We start from the raw sequence: 17,122 nt of genomic DNA, 5'->3' as shown, positions 1-17,122 counted from the left end.
ATTGGCGAACACCGATTGAGATCTTTTTGCGTGATCTGCGTTACTAAATTTGTTCAAGTTATTTCTTGCAATCTGCCTAATTGAAAAAAGATGCCGGTCAAAGGGGCTCCCCTTGACTGGCATCTCACTTAGCGAATGATTATTTGCTTAATACAATGGTAAATAAGTGTCGCGTTCCCATTCGGAAACTTGGGTCCGGTAAGAATCGTATTCCAGGTTCTTAGCTTCGATAAAGTTCTTGCAAAGCCGGTCACCCATGGCGTTACGAATCACATCGTCGGCTGCGAGATCCTTCAACGCATTGTGTAAGGAGTCTGGCAAGTTCGTGATGTGGTTTTCCTTCCGTTCGTCGGTATCCATCCGGTAGATGTTCCGGTCAACGGCGTCTTCTGGCTTGATCTTGTTCTTCAAGCCATCCAGGCCGGCTTCCAGAACCGCCGCAATGGCCAAGTATGGGTTAGCGGCTGGATCAACGCTCCGTAATTCCAAACGAGTCCCAACGCCACGAGAGTTAGGTACCCGCACCAGTGGTGACCGGTTTGAACTGGACCAGGCCACATAAACCGGGGCTTCGTACCCAGGAACCAACCGCTTGTAACTGTTGACGATTGGGTTGCAGATTGCCGTGTAGCTCCGGGCATGCTTCAACAAACCACCCAAGAAGAAGTAGGCGTCTTGAGAAAGTTCACGTTCGCCATCCTTGTCGTAAAAGGCATTGCCTTGGTCATGGAATAACGACATGTTGATGTGCATCCCTGAACCGTTAATGCCATACAATGGCTTTGGCATGAAGGTTGCGTATAGGCCGTGCTTACGCGCAACGGACTTCACAACCAACTTGAAGGTTTGGATGTTATCGGCAGCAGCTAAGGCGTCGGCATACTTAAAGTCAATTTCATGTTGGCCAGGTGCTTCTTCGTGATGGGCCGCTTCGACTTCGAAGCCCATTTCTTCAAGGGTCAACACGATGTCACGCCGACAGTTTTCGCCCAAGTCCATTGGCGCCATATCGAAGTAACTCCCCTTGTCGTTTAGGTCGGTGGTTGGGTTGCCCTTGTCATCCAACTTAAACAGGAAGAATTCTGGTTCTGGCCCGATGTTGAAGTCGGTGAAGCCGGCCTTGCGCATGTCGCCAAGGACCCGAATCAGGTTGTTCCGTGGGTCGCCAGCAAATGGCTTACCATCGGTCGTATGAACTTCACAGATGACCCGAGCAATCTTACCCTTGTTATCGGCATTCCATGGGAAAATCATCCACGTGGAGAGGTCAGGGTATAAGTACATGTCACTTTCTTCGATCCGGACAAAGCCGTCGATTGACGACCCGTCAAACATAATTTTATTATCGAGCAATTCTTCAAGCTGGTTGATTGGAACCTCAACGTTCTTGATGGTCCCAAATAAATCCGTAAACATTAACCGTAAGAATTGGACATTTTCGTCCTTTGCAATTTGACGAATGTCATCTTTACTGTACGTTGCCTTTGCCATTAAAAATCGCTCCCTGTCAATTATCTTCTGAGTTGCCGAGGTTATAGAGGACGTTGTTGTATGCCAGGTCGGGTCTGCCCTAGGCGTCCTTGCCGTAGAAATTCGTCCTGCATGATTCGCCGAACGTCATCATCCGTCAACGGGTGCTCTAGGTTTTCCTCTTTTGCTTGCGCTGCACTAGCCTGTTGTTCGTAGATCGCCTTGATACCAGCGATGTTGACGCCCTCGGCCAAGTAGTCCCGAATTTCCAGTAACCGGTCGATGTCATTCAGTGAATACATTCGACGATTCCCTTCGTTACGTTCGGGCTGAATCAGTTGTTGGGCTTCATAATAGCGGATTTGTCGCGCAGTGAGATCGGTTAACTTCATAACCGTACCAATTGGCAAAACAGCTAGTGAGCGACGCAGTTCTTTCTCCTTCATGCAAGTGGCCTCCTAAACCATGTCGTTATCATACCACCCTGAAAAACGGTGTCAATAACAAATGTTAGAAAATATGACATCAATCGTTAATTTTTCTTTAATCAACCGCTTTTTAGGTCATTTCACGACAACCACGCGGTTATTTCATGTTCGATCTTCTGACGTTCATCCGGATGCTGGACGAGATCGAACCATTCGGCTGTTGTTTGGTTCCGGAACCAGGTCAATTGACGCTTCGCATAATGTCGTGAATCCTGTTTGATTTGGTCCACAGCGGCGGGAATTTTAGCGGGTTGATCGAGGACCGGCAACAGCTCACGGTAACCTATACCAGTCGCCGGTGGCAACGCCATGCCCCCCTGTTTCTGCAACCAACGGACCTCGTCTAGGAGTCCCGCCTGCATCATCAGGTCCACCCGCTGATTAATCCGCTGGTATAATAACGCTCGATCCGTGTTAAGGGCTAGATAGCGCTCATCATACTGCGGTCCCTGATTATCCTGGTGGGAAAATGGTTGACCGGTAACCTCAATGACCTCCAGCGCCCGCACAGTCCGCCGGATATTGCTTACCGGTATCTTGGCCGCCGCCACCGGATCAAGGCCGTGGAGCCGCTCCCAGAGGGCCTGACTGCCATGTTCCTTGGCCTCAGCATGAAGTCGATCGCGAACCGCCGAATCTCCCGGTGCATCCGCGCCCAGCTTCAGGCCATCAAACAGGGCTTGTAAATAGAAACCGGTCCCACCGGCAATGATGGGCAGATGGCCACGCTGATGAATGGCGACAATGAGCTCTTGAGCCTCAGCAACAAACTGGGCCACGGTAAATTGTTCCGTCACCTCACGCACATCCACCAAGTGATGAACGGCCTGCGCTTGTTCTTCCGGCGTTGCCTTAGCCGTGCCGATATCCAAATGCCGATAGACCTGCATGGAATCCCCGGAGATAATTTCTCCGTTAAACTGTTGCGCCAAGGAGATCGCTAACGCCGTCTTGCCAACGGCCGTGGGTCCAACAATGGCCAATACTTTTTGCATGGTGCCAAGCACTCCCTTCCGTTTCCCTCATGTCAGGTTTCATTACTAATAAGATTACCACACCTACGGAATCCCTGGGGGATTGCTTCGATCGACCGCCAGGAAAAATACTGGTAATTTGATAACGAAACCAGCATAATACAGTTAAACAGACCAAATTAATCAATGATGGGAGTCGAGTGTAATGAAGTCATTCTCTAAAGGATTCTTTTTCGGGGTCGTTGCTACTGCCAGCGCAGTGGCCGGCGCAGTCTTCTCTTTTAAGAAGTCCGTCGTTCAACCCATTGAAGACCAAGAGGCCCGGTTTGAAGAAAACCGGAAACGGGCCAATCGTAAGAGCCACGCCGCACACAACGGTTAAGGGCACACAAAAAGGCAGCGGAAATTTAATTCCGCTGCCTTTTGATTTGGCCATTTAAGCCTAAAACTTAGCCTTTTTAGTCTTACCTTCCCAACGAACAAACCCTTTTTTGAGGATTGAAATATCGTTGTAGCCTTCCTTGTTCAGGATAAAGGCAGCCCGGGTGCTCAAGGCCTTACCTTGATCATACAGGTAAACCGGTAAGTCGGAGCGCAAGCCACTGTGACTCGCCTTGAACGTTGAATAAGGCATGTTACGAGCGCCCAAAATGTGGCCCGCGTCAAAATCCTTCTTCTCCCGTAGGTCAACCACTTGAGCAGTGCGAATGCCCTCCTGGAAATCCTTTTGGTCAAGCAACGTTGCAACGTTGTTCCGCCGGATGATGGTGATCAATGACCACAGCCCCCATGCGACTAATAAAATAATTAAAACGATACTGTACACCAGTCCGCCTGAGATTTCGCCAATTACCAAAACTAAATCGTCCTTCCTAAACCACTAAATTCTAGTTACTTTTTTGAAAACGAAGTGCCAATGAGGCAGCACCAATCACACCAGCGTCGTTACCTAACTGAGCCAACTTCAGCTTCGTTGAGTCACGAACGGCTGGGAAGGCATTTTCTTGGAAATAACGCGTCGTTGGTTGCAACAACGTGTTGCCGGCATTCGACACCCCACCACCGATGATGATGTTGGCTGGGTTCAAGATGTTGGCGACGTTGGCCAAGGCCAAGCCAAGGTAAAAGGTGACGCGGTCAACCACTTGGTTAGCCAGGATATCCCCATTGTCGGCCAGGTAGAAGACCATCTTTGAGGTCACACTCTCGCGGTTATCTTCCATTTCCTTTAACCGTGAGGTCCCCATGAAGTCCTTTGCCATGTCGGCAGCCACGTGAACGACACCGGTTGCCGAGGCGTATTGTTCCAAACAACCGCGCTTGCCACAGGTACACAGGTACCCATTAGGTTGAACGGTCACGTGGCCCAACTCACCGGCACCACCATTGATCCCATGGAGCAGATGACCGCCAGCAATGACCCCGCCACCGACACCGGTACCGAGTGTAACGAAGACCACGTCATCGTCCTTTTCACCGGCACCCTTCCAGTATTCACCTAACGCTGCCACGTTCGCATCGTTATCCAGAATAAATTGCAAGCCAATGCCGTTTTGAATCTGGTCGCGAACCTGTTGGCGCTTCTTCCAGTTCAAGTTAAAGGCCCCAATGACGGTCCCATTTTCAATATCCACGGAACCAGGCGTTCCCATCCCAATCCCTAAGAAATCACTCTTACTAAATTCAGAATTAATGATGTGGGCGCGAATCGAATCCACAATGTTCGGAACAATGTGTTGCCCTTCATCGGTAATATCCGTGGGAATACTCCACTTGGTTAAAACTTCACCGTTAGTGGAAAGAAACGCCATTTTCGTGGTTGTTCCGCCTAAGTCAATTCCAATCAAATTCCGTGCCATAACGCTAGATCCCTCCAATGGATTGGTGTTTACGTTTTGCTTTCTCTTCTTCTAACCGGTGTTCGTGGGTTAACACCAGCTTTGCCTGAATAAATGTTGGATTATCAATGACCCGTGCCTGATGCAAGTGGTCCAATTCCAATGCCATGACTTCGATATCCCACATCCGTCGTCCCACGTAGACATAGATATCATATTTTTTTAATAATTGCTGGACATCATATAACGTTTTCATTGTGCCACAACCTCTCTAAAAATGCACGTTCCGTTGGACTTTAAGCCGCCATTCCCTGCATGTAGAGCCAAGCCAAACCGCCAATCAAAACAACGGTTGCGATAACTCGCTTAACGACGCTGACTTGACCAATCCGAGGAACCCCAACTGTATACGCTACCAAAAAGCCAGCGACGAGTCCGCCCAGATGGCCCGCCATATCGATTCCTGGCGTAAAGACATCAAAGGCAATGTTCATCACCACGAAGGCTAAGAACGTTCGCGCCAACTGCCGAATCACAGGATTCTCCCAGAAGGATTCCCCAAGCATGAGGAAGGCGCCAAACAGGCCAAAGATGGCCGTGCTGGCTCCTGCGGACAGGCTATCGGAAAAACAGAAGCTGGCAATATTTCCGCCAATCCCTGCCACTAAAAACATGATCAGGAACCGAGTATGACCAAAGGCCGCCTCGATCTGTATCCCGACAAAGTAAAGCGTAATCATATTCATCAGAATATGGGTGAAACCAATATGGAGAAAGATGGGGGTTATGAGGCGCCACCATTCTCCCTGTTGAACCAAGGCATTGACCTTAGCCCCAAAGGTAATGAGCACGTTAATATTCGTGCTTCCACCGGCCAGGGTCATGGCCCCGTAGACGACAACCATCAAGGCAATTAAACCAATCGTCACAAATGGTTGCTGGTCCAAGCGGTTCAGTCGTTGCTTCCACTGAGTCACCGCTAGGCCCCCTTTCTCTTCTTGTTCTACTTTACCTTAGCGGCCAGTACGGCGTCCAGTAAAACGTCAAACGATTCCACCGGCCACAGTGGGTGTGGTGTTTGCTGCCCAGGCATTGCCAGCGCCACCTTTGTCGCCGTTGTTTTGGGCAGGTAACGGTCATAATACCCCCCGCCAAAACCCAAGCGTTCCTTAGTACTGGCAAACATCAGCCCTGGTACCAAAATCAAATCGAACTCTTCGGGAGCAATCACCCGGCCATCAGTTGGCTCTAACAGCCCAAATTTGGTCCGTTGCAGGTGGGTCCGCTCATCTAGAACGTGAAAGGCCATCTGGCGCTTAGGCAGCGTCTCAGGGACGGCAATCGTCTTTCCCTCCGCATGGGCGCGGTCGATGATCGGCTTCGTCGGCAATTCAAAACCGCCGCTAATCGTGGTCGCAATGTTAACCGCTGACTTCCAAGCCTGAGTGTCCCAAAGCTGTTGATATAGGTCGGCAGCCGCGACAAGGCGTTCATCGGCGGTCATCTCATTCAGGTCATGAATCGTTTGCTGACGGAGTGCTGATTTAGTTGGCATGATTAACCCCCTTGATAGAAAAATTCAATAAAAAAAGGTGCGGACTCTCGCCCGTACCTTACTTAGTTTCGCGATGCAAAGTTACTTTCCGGTCACGTGGGCAGTATTTCTTAAATTCAACCCGGTCCGGGTTATTACGCCGGTTCTTGCTGGATAAGTAATTGCGTTCGTGGCATTCTGTACATTCTAAAGTGATGTGTACACGCATTGTGGGTAACCTCCCAACTTATTCAAAATTACAGGCTAGAGCCCTTAACTCGTAATATATTACCATTAATCGGTCCTAATTACCAGTCATAATCCTAAATATGTTAAGGAAAAATACTTAACAGCTAAATTACCCGTTGGTGTTTTGAGCAGATCCACCCGTGGTTGCCTTCGTGGGGTTCGTTAACGTTGACGTCGACTGAACACTCTTCCAGTAAGCCGCGTAGATCTCCTTAGCCAGCTTCATGTTGTTGTCTTCGGCGTTCACGCCCAGGTTAGGCATAGCCAGGGCAACCACAACTTGTGGATGGTTCGATGGCGCATAGGAGGCCAAACTCAGGGTAACCGTTTCGTTCCCCTTGTAATACGTTTGTGCAGTCCCGGTCTTAGCAGAAATACCTGGCGAGATCGAGGCCAGTTCGGCACCGGTCTTGTAGGTGTTGGTCCCATGAACAACGTCATAGAGCCCTTCCTTAACCAAGGCCTTCTGAGCCTTCGTCATGCCAATCGTATTCAAGACCTTGGGCGAAACGTTTGACTTAACGGCACCCAGGGTCCCGTCAGACTTCGTTCCGCGAATCGATTGAACCACGTGTGGTGCGATTCGCGTCCCACCGTTAGCGATCGTTGACATGTATTGGGCCACCTGCATAACCGTGTAGGCATCGTAGTTCCCAAAGGACAAGTCTAACGCGTTCCCGATGTGGGCCTTGGAGCTTGACCCTTCCAAACCAGTGCTCTCACCTGGAAGGTCAATCCCGGTCTTGACACCCAATCCAAATTGATTGAAGTAGCCACGCTCGATATCGAACGCCTTCGTACTCATAGTTAACGCAGCACCATCGGAATAATTAAAGCCCGCTTCCTTCATGGCCAATTGCATCATGTAGGAGTTAGAAGAAACTTCCAGTGCGGTGGCAGCGTTAACCGCCATGTTGGCACCCCCACCATGGTTAAACCATGACGCCTTCTTAACCCCACCAACGGTGATTGGCATATCAGTTAAGGTGCTATTGGTTGGCGAAATGACACCCTTCATCAGGGCACCCGAGACCATGGCCCCCTTAACAACAGACCCCATAACAATGTCACTGTTAATCGTCCCAAGGGCATTTTCAGTGGTCTTACCAGACGATGGATTACGGTCAACCCCGGCCATCCCAATGACGGCCCCGGTATTCGGGTTCATCACAACGGCATAGGTCCCGGTCGAGTTCCCACCGGCACCGGCTTCGGCAGACTTAACCAGTGATTGTAACTTGCTTTGGAAGCTGGAATTGATGGTCAATTGTAGGTTGTCACCCTTTTGGCCACCATACTTCTTAACTTCCTTGGTCACCGTATTATTCCCAGCAACCTCGACCTGCTTCTGCGCCTTGGTCCCACGCAGAACAGATTCGTATTCTTGTTCCAAGTAAGACTGTCCAACACTGTCATTACGAGAATAGCCTTGGGCCAACAGCTCGTTAATCTTGTCACTCGGTAACCCCGTCTTTTCGGACGAAACGGTCCCGATGATGGACTTGATGGACGACCCGTTCGGATAGTTCCGTGACCAACTTGTTCCAACCTGAACCCCAGGCATCGCGGATAAGTGTTCGCCAATCTCGGCAATTTCTTGACTCGAGACGCCGGAATCCTTGATGTAGGTGGTCGATAACGCATAGGCCCCACTCATCTTGGCAAAGATGGTGGCGGCGTTCCGCTGACTCTTCGTCAACGTGAATGAAGAGTCCTTTTGCAAATAAGCCAAGGCCTTATCATACCGTTGAGAAGCCGTTGAATTCTTTGGCAGCGTCAACTTCTTTTCAACCGCCTTTAAATTATCAGTATCCGTCAGATAATAATCGATGGCTTGCCGTGGCGTCAGCGAACTGGTTGAGACCGTTAAGTAAGTCCCTAACCGATTCGCAATTTTGTACATGTCCGTGGATAAGACATTAACCCCTTTGGTATAAGAGATGGCCTGGTGAGACTTGTTCCCCACCAATACCTTACCGTTGGAATCATAAATCATCCCCCGTTGGACATTCGTTGTTTCAATGGTGGTATCGGTCTGATTGACCTCCGCCTTAAATTGCGACCCATACATTACCTGCAAATACGCTAACTGGCCAATTAACGCCGCAAATAACAGGGCAACGATAATGAAAAGAAAATTTAACCGAAAGGGAATCTGTGACTTTGTCGGGCCGTCAGACCGCTTGCTCCGGTTGCTAATACGATTATAGAAATTCTTCACAACTGCTCTGCTCCTTATTGTACAGCTACTATTTTACCAAACTTCGCCGCCGGTCACTATCCCACTACCGAAATTTAATCATTCTATGCTATTCTAGAGACCGGAACGATAAATGTACAGGGTCCCAGTTAACTTTTATAATTTCTAAAGATTGAGGTGGCTTCATTGCAAGACCAAAAACGACGCTGGCAACCTACCACGCGTCAGCTCACTTTATTTGGGGCGTTCATGACCCCGTTTATCCTTATGACGGCCTATTTTATCTATCGACAGATGGCCCCCTTTGGATCGAGTAGCCTCCTCACGGTCGATCTCGGTCAACAATATATTGATTTCTTTGCCTATCTTAGACGGGCCATCCTGCATGATCCCAGCAGTCTGTTTTATTCCTTTAGTAACGGCCTCGGCGGGGAAATGTTGGGGACATGGTCCTACTATCTTTTAAGCCCACTGAACTGGATACTTCTCTTGTGTCCCGGGGCATCACTAACCGTGGGCGTCTTCTTCCTAACCGTCTTTAAATACGGCCTGGCCGGACTAACCTTTGCCTGGCTGATCACGAAGACTACCAGCCAGTCTGGCTTGCGGGCGGTGACCCTGGCCACGGCATACGCCCTCATGGGTTGGTCGATCGCCAATCAACTGAACGTGATGTGGTTAGATGCCGCGTACCTGTTACCACTCATCTTCTATGGTCTTTACCTACTGATGCACGCCGGGAAGTGGCGGCTCTATGTTACCTGGTTGACAATCATGTTGGTCGTCAACTACTACATGGCGTACATGATTTGCCTCTTCTTAATTCTGACGTTTATCTGGTTGGCCGTTGATCGCTGGACCAACTGGCGTCAGCTCATTCGGCAAGCCAGTCAATTTGCCCTAAGCTCGCTGGCCAGTGGGTTACTCGCGGCCTTTGTCCTGTTACCAACCTGGTGGTCGCTGTCACAGAGTAAGGCGCAATACACGGTGACCTCCTTCAAATGGAAGTTTGAATTTTTCCCACCAAAGATGATCGGTAAATTCTTCATGGGCGCCTTCAACTTTGACCAGATGCCCGATGGCACTGCCAATCTGTTTATCGGCGCCATCGCTCTTCTCGGTGCTATGTTCTTCTTCGCCGACCACCGAGTCTCGGTCCGCAGTCGCGTGGCTGCCGGCCTGGTCACCCTATTTCTGGGCCTGTCCCTCTGTGTTCAGCCCTTAGATTTACTGTGGCACGCCGGCCAGTTCCCGGTCTGGTATCCTTACCGCTTCTCCTTTGTGGTCGCCTTCTGGCTCATCTGGTTGGCCGCACAAACGTTGACGGATGACTTCGAACCCGGCTGGTTAGCCATCGCCATTGTCACCCTGATCGTCGCGGTCGGCAGTGGCTATGTGGCCCTCAACATCAAGCATTTCAAGTATCTGCAGATGAATCAGGTCTTGCTAGGACTACTATTCGTGATTCTGGCATTGGGCCTGATCACGTTACCCGTGAAGAAACACTGGATCTATCCGCTGACCTTCTTTGTCATTGGCGCAACCGAAATATCTGCCAATGCCTTCATGTCCCTAAACAATATTAGTTATGTCTCTCAGAGTGAATATGGCAACTACACCAACGAGCTCCAGCGACTGGTTAATCGCGTTCAGAAGAACGACACCGGCTTCTATCGGATGGGTAAGACCTTCCTCAGAACCAAGGGCGATGCCTTTCAAACGGGCTTCAACGGTGGTGGCGTGTTCTCCTCGGTGTTACCTAAATCGGTCCCAACCTTCTTCGGCAACACTGGGAATCCCGATGGTGATGGCTTCGTCGAGTATAGTAACGGCACGCTGGTCACCGATTCACTGCTCAACATGAAGTATTATTTCCAACAAAAGCAACTGGCAGGCGCACTGAGTGGCAAGAGCATGTTGCCGGCCTCGACGAACAAGGCTGACCTGGCAGATTACCGTTCGGTTAGCCAAGACCACTGGGCGACAACCTACAAGAATCCCTATGCGTTGCCTATGGGCTATACGGCCAGCAACGCCATCTTGACGCTCAAGAACAAGACCGCTGATCCCTCACAATACCAGGCCAATTGGTTAGCCGCATTGACCGGTAATTCGGCGGACAAACACCTTTACACCGCAGAAAACTTCGATCAGGTCACTTTCCAAAATATCGGCCAGCAATCGAAAATTACCGGTGCCGTGCTACAGAAGAAGAACCTGCTGAAGCCAGCCAAGATGACACTAACCTTCACGCCAACCACAAATGATGCTTATTACCTCACCTTTGGGTCGACCGTCAATTCTGACAACGCCGATTTCGTCCTCAATGGACAGGCCTTGAACCAATACAAGACCTACCGAAACACCATCATGGTCAGCGTCGCCGACCATGCCAAGGGGAAGAAACAAACCCTAACGATTCAATTGAAGAAAGGATCATTGTGGCTAGATAACTTTACCCTGTATCAGCTCAATACCAATCGCTTCAAATCGGCGGTTAACCAGCTCAGGTCGCAACCTTGGCAACTCACCAAGCAGTCCAATCGTTACTTTAGTGGATCGATAACGACAACGCATTCTGGCCAGGTGCTCAACACCTCCATCCCTTATTCACAGGGATGGCACGCCACCATCGATGGCCAACGGGTCAAGACCTACAAGACCGTTGGCATGTTCACGGCTGTGAAGCTGCCTAAGGGTAAGAGCCACGTCACCCTATCCTACTGGCCACCATTACTGAATCTCGGCTTAGCCATTAGTGCAGGGACGCTCGTCGTCCTTTCCGGCGGCTGGTGGCTCTTCCATCGGCGCCATTAACTGGATTTAAATAGCCATTAAAAAAGCGTTACGACAACCGTCGTAACGCTTTTTGCTATGGACAAATAGTCGGAGTACTATTTTAAAATCAGCTAACCAAGTTCCCCGTTGTCCTTATAGATATAGGTTGGCCCATCCGTGACCGGGTCATAATCAATCGTCAAGTCGTATCCCACGAAGAACCATTGGTCGCCCTCCGTGATATAGTAGGTCACATTATCCTTTTTCTCCGCCACGATGGGATCACGAGGGTTATCGTCTGGCGTCATGCCCAAGGAAAATCCTTCATGCACGGGCGTCTTACCGTAAACCTTACCAAAGAAACGAATTCCCCGGCCGGTCATGCCCATTTCGTTACGAAACCATTCGCTTGCCTTATCAGTCACAGTAATTTTCATCTTCACAAGACTCCTCTTCGCACGGTCTATGAATCCGTTTTCATAGTTCATTTATAACACGTTTAGCTTCCATTTAGCAAGTATTGCTTCACTATCTAGATTATGCCCGATTGAATTGTGCAAAACAAACTATCTGCTCAAAGAAAAAGCGTCCACCCAATCTGGGCGACGCTTACGGGACGCTATTCGACATCCAAAATCTTAACAGACATGTCGCCACCTGGCGTTTCAAAGGTGACTTCTTCACCCTTGCGGTGACCTAACAGGCCCTTAGCAATGGCGGAATCGTTAGAAATCTTACCAACCATGGGATCGGCCTCGGCGGCACCCACGATGGTATATTCTTCTGGTTCCTCATCGGGTAATTCCTTGAAGACAACCTTCTTACCAACCGTCAGTTGGTCCTTGTCGGTGCCATCGTTGTCGATGATTTCAGCATACTGCAACATCCGTTCAACGGTGCTAATCCGCGTTTCTAACATACTCTGTTCGTCCTTGGCTGATTCGTATTCAGAATTTTCAGACAAGTCCCCGTATGAACGGGCGATCTTAATCCGTTCGATAACATCTGGTCGTTTAACCATCTTTAAGTTTTCTAATTCGGCTTGGAGCTTCTCCTTGCCTTCTTCAGTCATTGGATACATTTTATCTTGTGCCACATTGGCCACCCCTTTTACGCAAATTTTTTCATGTTGGCCTGGCCAACTTAATTTATGATTTTAGAAAAGGCTAGCCTCATCGGCTAACCCGTCCTATTCTATATGGTTGTATCTGGATTGTCAAAAACTTCTTTATTTCCGCTAGCTTCCAGGATTGCCCGAATCTTGGTAACCAAGAGGTCGATAGCGACTTGGTTCTCGCCACCTTCAGGAACAATCAGGTCGGCATAACGCTTGGTTGGTTCAACGAACTGATGGTAAGTTGGCTTAACAGTCGCCAAATATTGTTGGATGATTGAATCTAATGTCCGGCCCCGTTCGTTCATGTCGCGTTCAATCCGGCGGATAATCCGAATATCATCATCGGTATCAACGAAGACCTTGATGTCCATCAGGTCACGTAAGCGTTCATCGTCAAGAATTAAAATGCCTTCCAGGATGATAACGTCGCGTGGTTCTTGATGAATCGTCTTGTCACTTCGAGTTGAAAGTGTGTAATCGTAAACCGGCTTTTCAATGGGTTCGTAATTCAACAACGTCTTCAGTTGAGAAATTAACAGGTCGGTATCGAAGGCCAATGGGTGGTCATAGTTCACGGCTGCCCGTTCTTCCATCGTCATCTCCGACTGATCGTTGTAGTACGAATCTTGTTGTAAAATCATAATTGAATGCCCGATCAACTGGTCAAAGATTGCCCGGCTAACGGTCGTCTTCCCACTCCCGGAACCCCCGGTAACTCCAATAATAATCGGTCGCTTTTTGTTTGCCAACTTTGTCGCCATCCTTTATTTATTATCGCTTGCTAGTGAACTGGTTAATTTTTGATGCTGGTCATACGTCTTCGAGAAGTAAACCTTCCCGGTCTTGCTGTTCGCAATGAAGTAGTAATACCCCTTGCTCTTATCAGCAGGATGCAGAACCGCCTTGATCGAATCCGTGCTTGGATTATCAAACGGTCCAGGACCATACCCCGTGTGGACGTACAGGTTATAAGGCGACTTCACCTTAAGATCCTTGTAGGTCAAATTTTTCTTGGTTGACTTCAAGGCATATTGAATCGAGATATCAGATTGTAACGCCATCCCCGCCTTCAATCGGTTGAAGAAGACCCCCGAAATCTTGTTGCGGTCAGACTGTGTGACCCCTTCGCGTTCAACCAAGGATGCCAGCGTCAAGGTTTCTTGAACCGTCAGCTTTTGCTTCTTAATTGTCGAATAGTCACCGGCCAGATTCTGATCGCTCTTGGCAACCATTTGGGTCACAATGTCCTTAAGCGTCATCTTCTTGCCCGCCTGATACGTGGCTGGGGCTAAATAGCCTTCAAGACGATAACGAACATTCTTAGCCTGCTTGGCCGAGCCCAGTAACCGTGGATACTTGGCCGCTAATTCATTAAAGAAGGCCTGATCCTTCATCAGACTCAGGAATTCCTTCTTGGTAAAGTCCGTCTGAATCGGCACCTCGGTGGCCAGCTGGTCGACCGTCTCGCCTTCTCTGACTAACAGCTTACCCGTTGTACTCTGAATCGGTTCCGCAGACCCGCCTTGTTGCAGCTGCTTAGCAATCTGCTTAAGGGTCATCGCCGGTGTTAACTGGTAGTAGCCGGCTCGAAAGTTCGTAAATTTATTCGACTTAACGTAGTAGTTAAAGACCATGCCACTTTTGACAACTTTTTTATCCTGTAAGATTTGACCAATCTTGTTGGATGTTGCCCCCATCGGTACGTGCACCTGAACCACCTCGTGATTACTGGTGTCCATCGGTTTTAAGGCCGTCTGGAAGTAGTGATACCCAAAGAAACCAATAATGACCGCCAGAACAACTAGCAGGCTGGCCACACCAATCATAATCCTGCGGCCAAATGACCGTTTATTTCCTGAGTCCTGCCGCGTAGGGGTGGGATCTGTGCCATTCTCCAACTTGTTTCCTCCGTTCTTTGCCATAATCTTCTCTATTATACAGAATTTATGAGGTTACGGAAACATGAAAGCGCTACTTTGATAAAAATGTAATGTTTAAGCCGCTTTCACCAAAAGACGCGCCTGATCTCATTTACAGAAATCAAGCGCGTCGCTCATGGTTTAACGAATTTCAGCGTTCAGGTCGTCCTGAAGCCGCTTCGTCACTTTATCAAAGGCCTGGTTCACGTCGTCATCGACTAACGTTCCCTTTTTGTCTTGATACGTTAAGGTGTAAGCCAAAGACTTCTTGCCCTTCGGTACTTTCACCCCATCATAAACATCGAACAATTTGACGGATTGGAGATAAGCGCCGCCCCGCTTCTCGATCAGGGCCACAATTTCTTCGTTAGTGGTTTCATCACTAACTAACATGGCAATATCCCGCGTGATGGCAGGGTAACGAGAAATCAAATCGTATTGATTCTCCTGCTTAGGCATATCAATAATGGCCTGCAGGTTTAATTCAAAGACGTAAGTTGCCCCAATCTTGAATTGCTTAGCGATTGAAGGATGGATTTGGCCAATGAACCCAATGCGATGACCATGAACCAAGACATCGGCGGTTCGGCCTGGGTGCATTTCTGGCATGTCGGCATTGGCAACAAAGGAAACATCCCCATTGACGGCCATGTCTTGCAGGTAAGCCTCGACAATGCCCTTCATTTGGAAGAAATCGACCGCCTGCGCTGGTTGATTCCAGCCAGCTGGCATTAGCGTCCCCGTAATGGCCCCCGCGATATGTTCCTCTTCGCTAGGCCGGTCAGTTCCGTCCTCACGGTAAAAGACCCGACCCTGTTCATACAAGGCCACATCCTTCACCTTCCGGGCGGTGTTGTAGGCAATGTCATCCAACAACCCAGTAATCACATTCATCCGTAAGACCGCATGGTCGACACTCATTGGCCAAGCCAGCTTAGTCGTTTCGCTAGCCTGCATGGTGAACATCTTAGCCTTGTCTTCCGTGGTTAACGCATATGAGATGGCCTGGTTCAGGCCTAAGCCCTCAAGGGAATGCCGGGTGGCCCGCATTAGTTTCTGTGCAGCCGTTAAGGTCCCCATCGTCATCCGACCCGTCGGTAAGGTCGTTGGCAATTCATCATAACCGTAAATCCGGGCGACTTCTTCCAGCAAGTCGGCTGGGATGTGAATGTCATTGCGGCGAATTGGGACCGTCACCGTCAATGATTCCCCGGAAGCAACGACCGTAAAGCCGAGGCTTTCCAGGATATGGGTGACTTGGTCTTGCGTCAAGTCGGTACCCAGTACCGCATTAATATGACTCATTGTAATGGTAATCACGGCTGGTTCGGGTTCGTTGTCGGATCCCACGGCAGTCCCCGTTTGAACGGCCCCATCGGCCAATTCATTCATCATTTGAGCGGCAGCATCCAGGGCATCCTGAACGCCGGCCTGGTTAACGCCACGTTCGAAGCGTTGTGAAGCATCCGTGTGTAAATGATGGCGTTGCGCTGCCTTACGGATATGGTCATGTTCAAAGACCGCCGCCTCAATGGCAACCGTCTTCGTCTGGTCGGTAATGGAGGCGTCCAAGCCACCCATGACCCCGGCCAACCCAATGGGCCGATTGCTGTCGGCAATCACGATGTCTTGGTCCGTCAGTTCATGTTCCCCTTCATCCAAGGTCGTCAAGGGTTCACCGGGCGTCGCCGTCCGGACATAAACATCCTGCCCATCAAACTTGTCATAGTCAAAGGCATGCAGGGGTTGACCATATTTCAGCATGATGTAGTTGGTGATATCAACCACGTTGTTAATGGGCCGGTAACCGGCGTTCCAAAGCCGAATCTGTAGCCACATTGGACTTGGGGCGATCTTAACCTGCTTGACCAGGCGCATGCGGTATTGCGGTGCTAAGTCGGCATCCACGTGTAAGGTCAATTCGGAATCGATGGCATCGCCCGTCTCCTTAACGTTAGGTTGGTCCAACTCAACGGGTTGATCATAGATGGCTGCTAAGTCATGGAGGGTCCCGTTTAAGCTGAGCATGTCCCCACGGTTAGGCGTCACGTCGAGATCAATCAGACTGTCGTTCATACCCAGGTAATCGTAGACATCATCGCCAGGCGTTGCGTCGGCAGGCAAGACATAGATCCCATCGACATAATCCTTGGGAACGACGTCCTCACTGAAGCCGATTTCTTGTAAGGCGCAGACCATCCCGGCTGAAGGGACGCCACGCATCTTAGACTTCTTGATCTTAACGTTGTCGGCGATTCGAGAACCCGGCAGGGCCACGATGACGTTCTGACCCTTGGCAATGTTAGGCGCGCCACAAACGATTTGTAGAGGTTCGTCTTCGCCAACATCAATCTGGCAAATGTGTAAGTGATCAGAGTCTGGGTGCATCTCGATGGCAAGCACATGACCAACCACGATCTTCTTCAGGCCAGCGCTAGGTTGGGTAACCCCGTCAACTTCGACCGAGGTCCGTTCAATTTTTTCCGCTAAGTCTGCGGGTGAGACGTTTAAGTCTAAATATTCTTTAATCCAGTTATATGAAATCTTCATGGTTG

Annotated in this window: 17 protein-coding genes; 2 read left to right on the top strand and 15 right to left on the bottom strand. The window is 49.6% G+C overall.

Annotation, left to right across the window (positions count from 1 at the left end; all coding sequences use genetic code 11):
• Window positions 1-147: 147 nt before the first annotated feature.
• The 3 genes from glnA to miaA all read right to left on the bottom strand — a co-directional run bounded on the left by glnA (window position 148) and on the right by miaA (window position 2,953).
• Window positions 148-1,491 (bottom strand): type I glutamate--ammonia ligase, encoded by a 1,344-nt coding sequence (gene glnA / locus EKM96_RS09485; RefSeq protein WP_125643030.1) that lies wholly within the window; start codon window positions 1,489-1,491, stop codon window positions 148-150.
• 41 nt (window positions 1,492-1,532) lie between these two features.
• Window positions 1,533-1,916, bottom strand: a complete 384-nt coding sequence (locus EKM96_RS09480; protein WP_125643027.1) for a MerR family transcriptional regulator — start codon at window positions 1,914-1,916, stop codon at window positions 1,533-1,535.
• Window positions 1,917-2,038: 122 nt separating this feature from the next.
• A complete protein-coding gene (gene miaA / locus EKM96_RS09475) occupies window positions 2,039-2,953 on the bottom strand; it encodes a tRNA (adenosine(37)-N6)-dimethylallyltransferase MiaA (RefSeq protein ID WP_125643024.1) in 915 nt (304 codons plus the stop codon).
• 184 nt (window positions 2,954-3,137) lie between these two features.
• On the opposite strand from miaA, the gene EKM96_RS09470 reads away from it, so the two are divergent.
• Window positions 3,138-3,314, top strand: coding sequence for a DUF3042 family protein (locus EKM96_RS09470; RefSeq protein WP_125643021.1), 177 nt, complete (start codon window positions 3,138-3,140; stop codon window positions 3,312-3,314).
• A gap of 60 nt (window positions 3,315-3,374) precedes the next feature.
• Here EKM96_RS09470 and EKM96_RS09465 read toward each other — a convergent pair whose 3' ends face one another.
• From EKM96_RS09465 to EKM96_RS09435, 7 genes are all read right to left on the bottom strand, one after another.
• A complete protein-coding gene (locus EKM96_RS09465; protein ID WP_125643017.1) occupies window positions 3,375-3,788 on the bottom strand; it encodes a rhodanese-like domain-containing protein in 414 nt (137 codons plus the stop codon).
• A gap of 31 nt (window positions 3,789-3,819) precedes the next feature.
• On the bottom strand, window positions 3,820-4,791 hold the full coding sequence (locus EKM96_RS09460; RefSeq protein ID WP_125643014.1) for an ROK family glucokinase: 972 nt from the start codon (window positions 4,789-4,791) through the stop codon (window positions 3,820-3,822).
• A gap of 4 nt (window positions 4,792-4,795) precedes the next feature.
• Window positions 4,796-5,026 carry a YqgQ family protein gene (locus EKM96_RS09455; RefSeq protein ID WP_125643011.1) on the bottom strand — a complete coding sequence of 77 codons (231 nt, stop codon included), beginning with the start codon at window positions 5,024-5,026 and terminating at the stop codon, window positions 4,796-4,798.
• Window positions 5,027-5,066: 40 nt separating this feature from the next.
• Window positions 5,067-5,675 carry a rhomboid family intramembrane serine protease gene (locus EKM96_RS09450; RefSeq protein WP_382336253.1) on the bottom strand — a complete coding sequence of 203 codons (609 nt, stop codon included), beginning with the start codon at window positions 5,673-5,675 and terminating at the stop codon, window positions 5,067-5,069.
• Between the two features lie 98 nt (window positions 5,676-5,773).
• Window positions 5,774-6,325 carry a 5-formyltetrahydrofolate cyclo-ligase gene (locus EKM96_RS09445; RefSeq protein ID WP_125643005.1) on the bottom strand — a complete coding sequence of 184 codons (552 nt, stop codon included), beginning with the start codon at window positions 6,323-6,325 and terminating at the stop codon, window positions 5,774-5,776.
• A gap of 58 nt (window positions 6,326-6,383) precedes the next feature.
• Window positions 6,384-6,533 carry a 50S ribosomal protein L33 gene (gene rpmG / locus EKM96_RS09440; protein ID WP_011667723.1) on the bottom strand — a complete coding sequence of 50 codons (150 nt, stop codon included), beginning with the start codon at window positions 6,531-6,533 and terminating at the stop codon, window positions 6,384-6,386.
• Between the two features lie 129 nt (window positions 6,534-6,662).
• Window positions 6,663-8,774 (bottom strand): peptidoglycan D,D-transpeptidase FtsI family protein, encoded by a 2,112-nt coding sequence (locus EKM96_RS09435; protein ID WP_125643002.1) that lies wholly within the window; start codon window positions 8,772-8,774, stop codon window positions 6,663-6,665.
• A 228-nt stretch (window positions 8,775-9,002) separates the two neighbouring features.
• Between EKM96_RS09435 and EKM96_RS09430 the strand changes: the two genes are divergently transcribed.
• A complete protein-coding gene (locus tag EKM96_RS09430; RefSeq protein WP_449280263.1) occupies window positions 9,003-11,570 on the top strand; it encodes a YfhO family protein in 2,568 nt (855 codons plus the stop codon).
• Window positions 11,571-11,662: 92 nt separating this feature from the next.
• Here the strand turns inward: EKM96_RS09430 and EKM96_RS09425 are convergent, their stop codons facing one another.
• The 5 genes from EKM96_RS09425 to pheT all read right to left on the bottom strand — a co-directional run bounded on the left by EKM96_RS09425 (window position 11,663) and on the right by pheT (window position 17,117).
• Window positions 11,663-11,968: a HesB/YadR/YfhF family protein gene (locus EKM96_RS09425; protein ID WP_125642995.1), complete on the bottom strand. Its 306-nt coding sequence runs from the start codon at window positions 11,966-11,968 to the stop codon at window positions 11,663-11,665.
• A gap of 182 nt (window positions 11,969-12,150) precedes the next feature.
• The gene (gene greA, locus EKM96_RS09420) at window positions 12,151-12,627 is read right to left on the bottom strand and encodes a transcription elongation factor GreA (RefSeq protein WP_061776917.1); all 477 of its coding nucleotides are present in this window, start codon (window positions 12,625-12,627) and stop codon (window positions 12,151-12,153) included.
• 98 nt (window positions 12,628-12,725) lie between these two features.
• A complete protein-coding gene (udk, locus tag EKM96_RS09415; RefSeq protein WP_061776916.1) occupies window positions 12,726-13,409 on the bottom strand; it encodes a uridine kinase in 684 nt (227 codons plus the stop codon).
• A 3-nt stretch (window positions 13,410-13,412) separates the two neighbouring features.
• The gene (gene mltG, locus EKM96_RS09410) at window positions 13,413-14,570 is read right to left on the bottom strand and encodes an endolytic transglycosylase MltG (protein ID WP_125642993.1); all 1,158 of its coding nucleotides are present in this window, start codon (window positions 14,568-14,570) and stop codon (window positions 13,413-13,415) included.
• Window positions 14,571-14,708: 138 nt separating this feature from the next.
• Window positions 14,709-17,117 (bottom strand): phenylalanine--tRNA ligase subunit beta, encoded by a 2,409-nt coding sequence (pheT, locus tag EKM96_RS09405; RefSeq protein ID WP_125642990.1) that lies wholly within the window; start codon window positions 17,115-17,117, stop codon window positions 14,709-14,711.
• Between the last annotated feature and the right edge of the window lie 5 nt (window positions 17,118-17,122).

Source organism: Levilactobacillus tangyuanensis, from assembly GCF_003946545.1.
GTDB lineage: Bacteria > Bacillota > Bacilli > Lactobacillales > Lactobacillaceae > Levilactobacillus > Levilactobacillus tangyuanensis.
The sequence above is the reverse complement of the archived record's forward strand: the minus strand, read 5'-3'. Positions and strand labels throughout refer to the sequence as shown.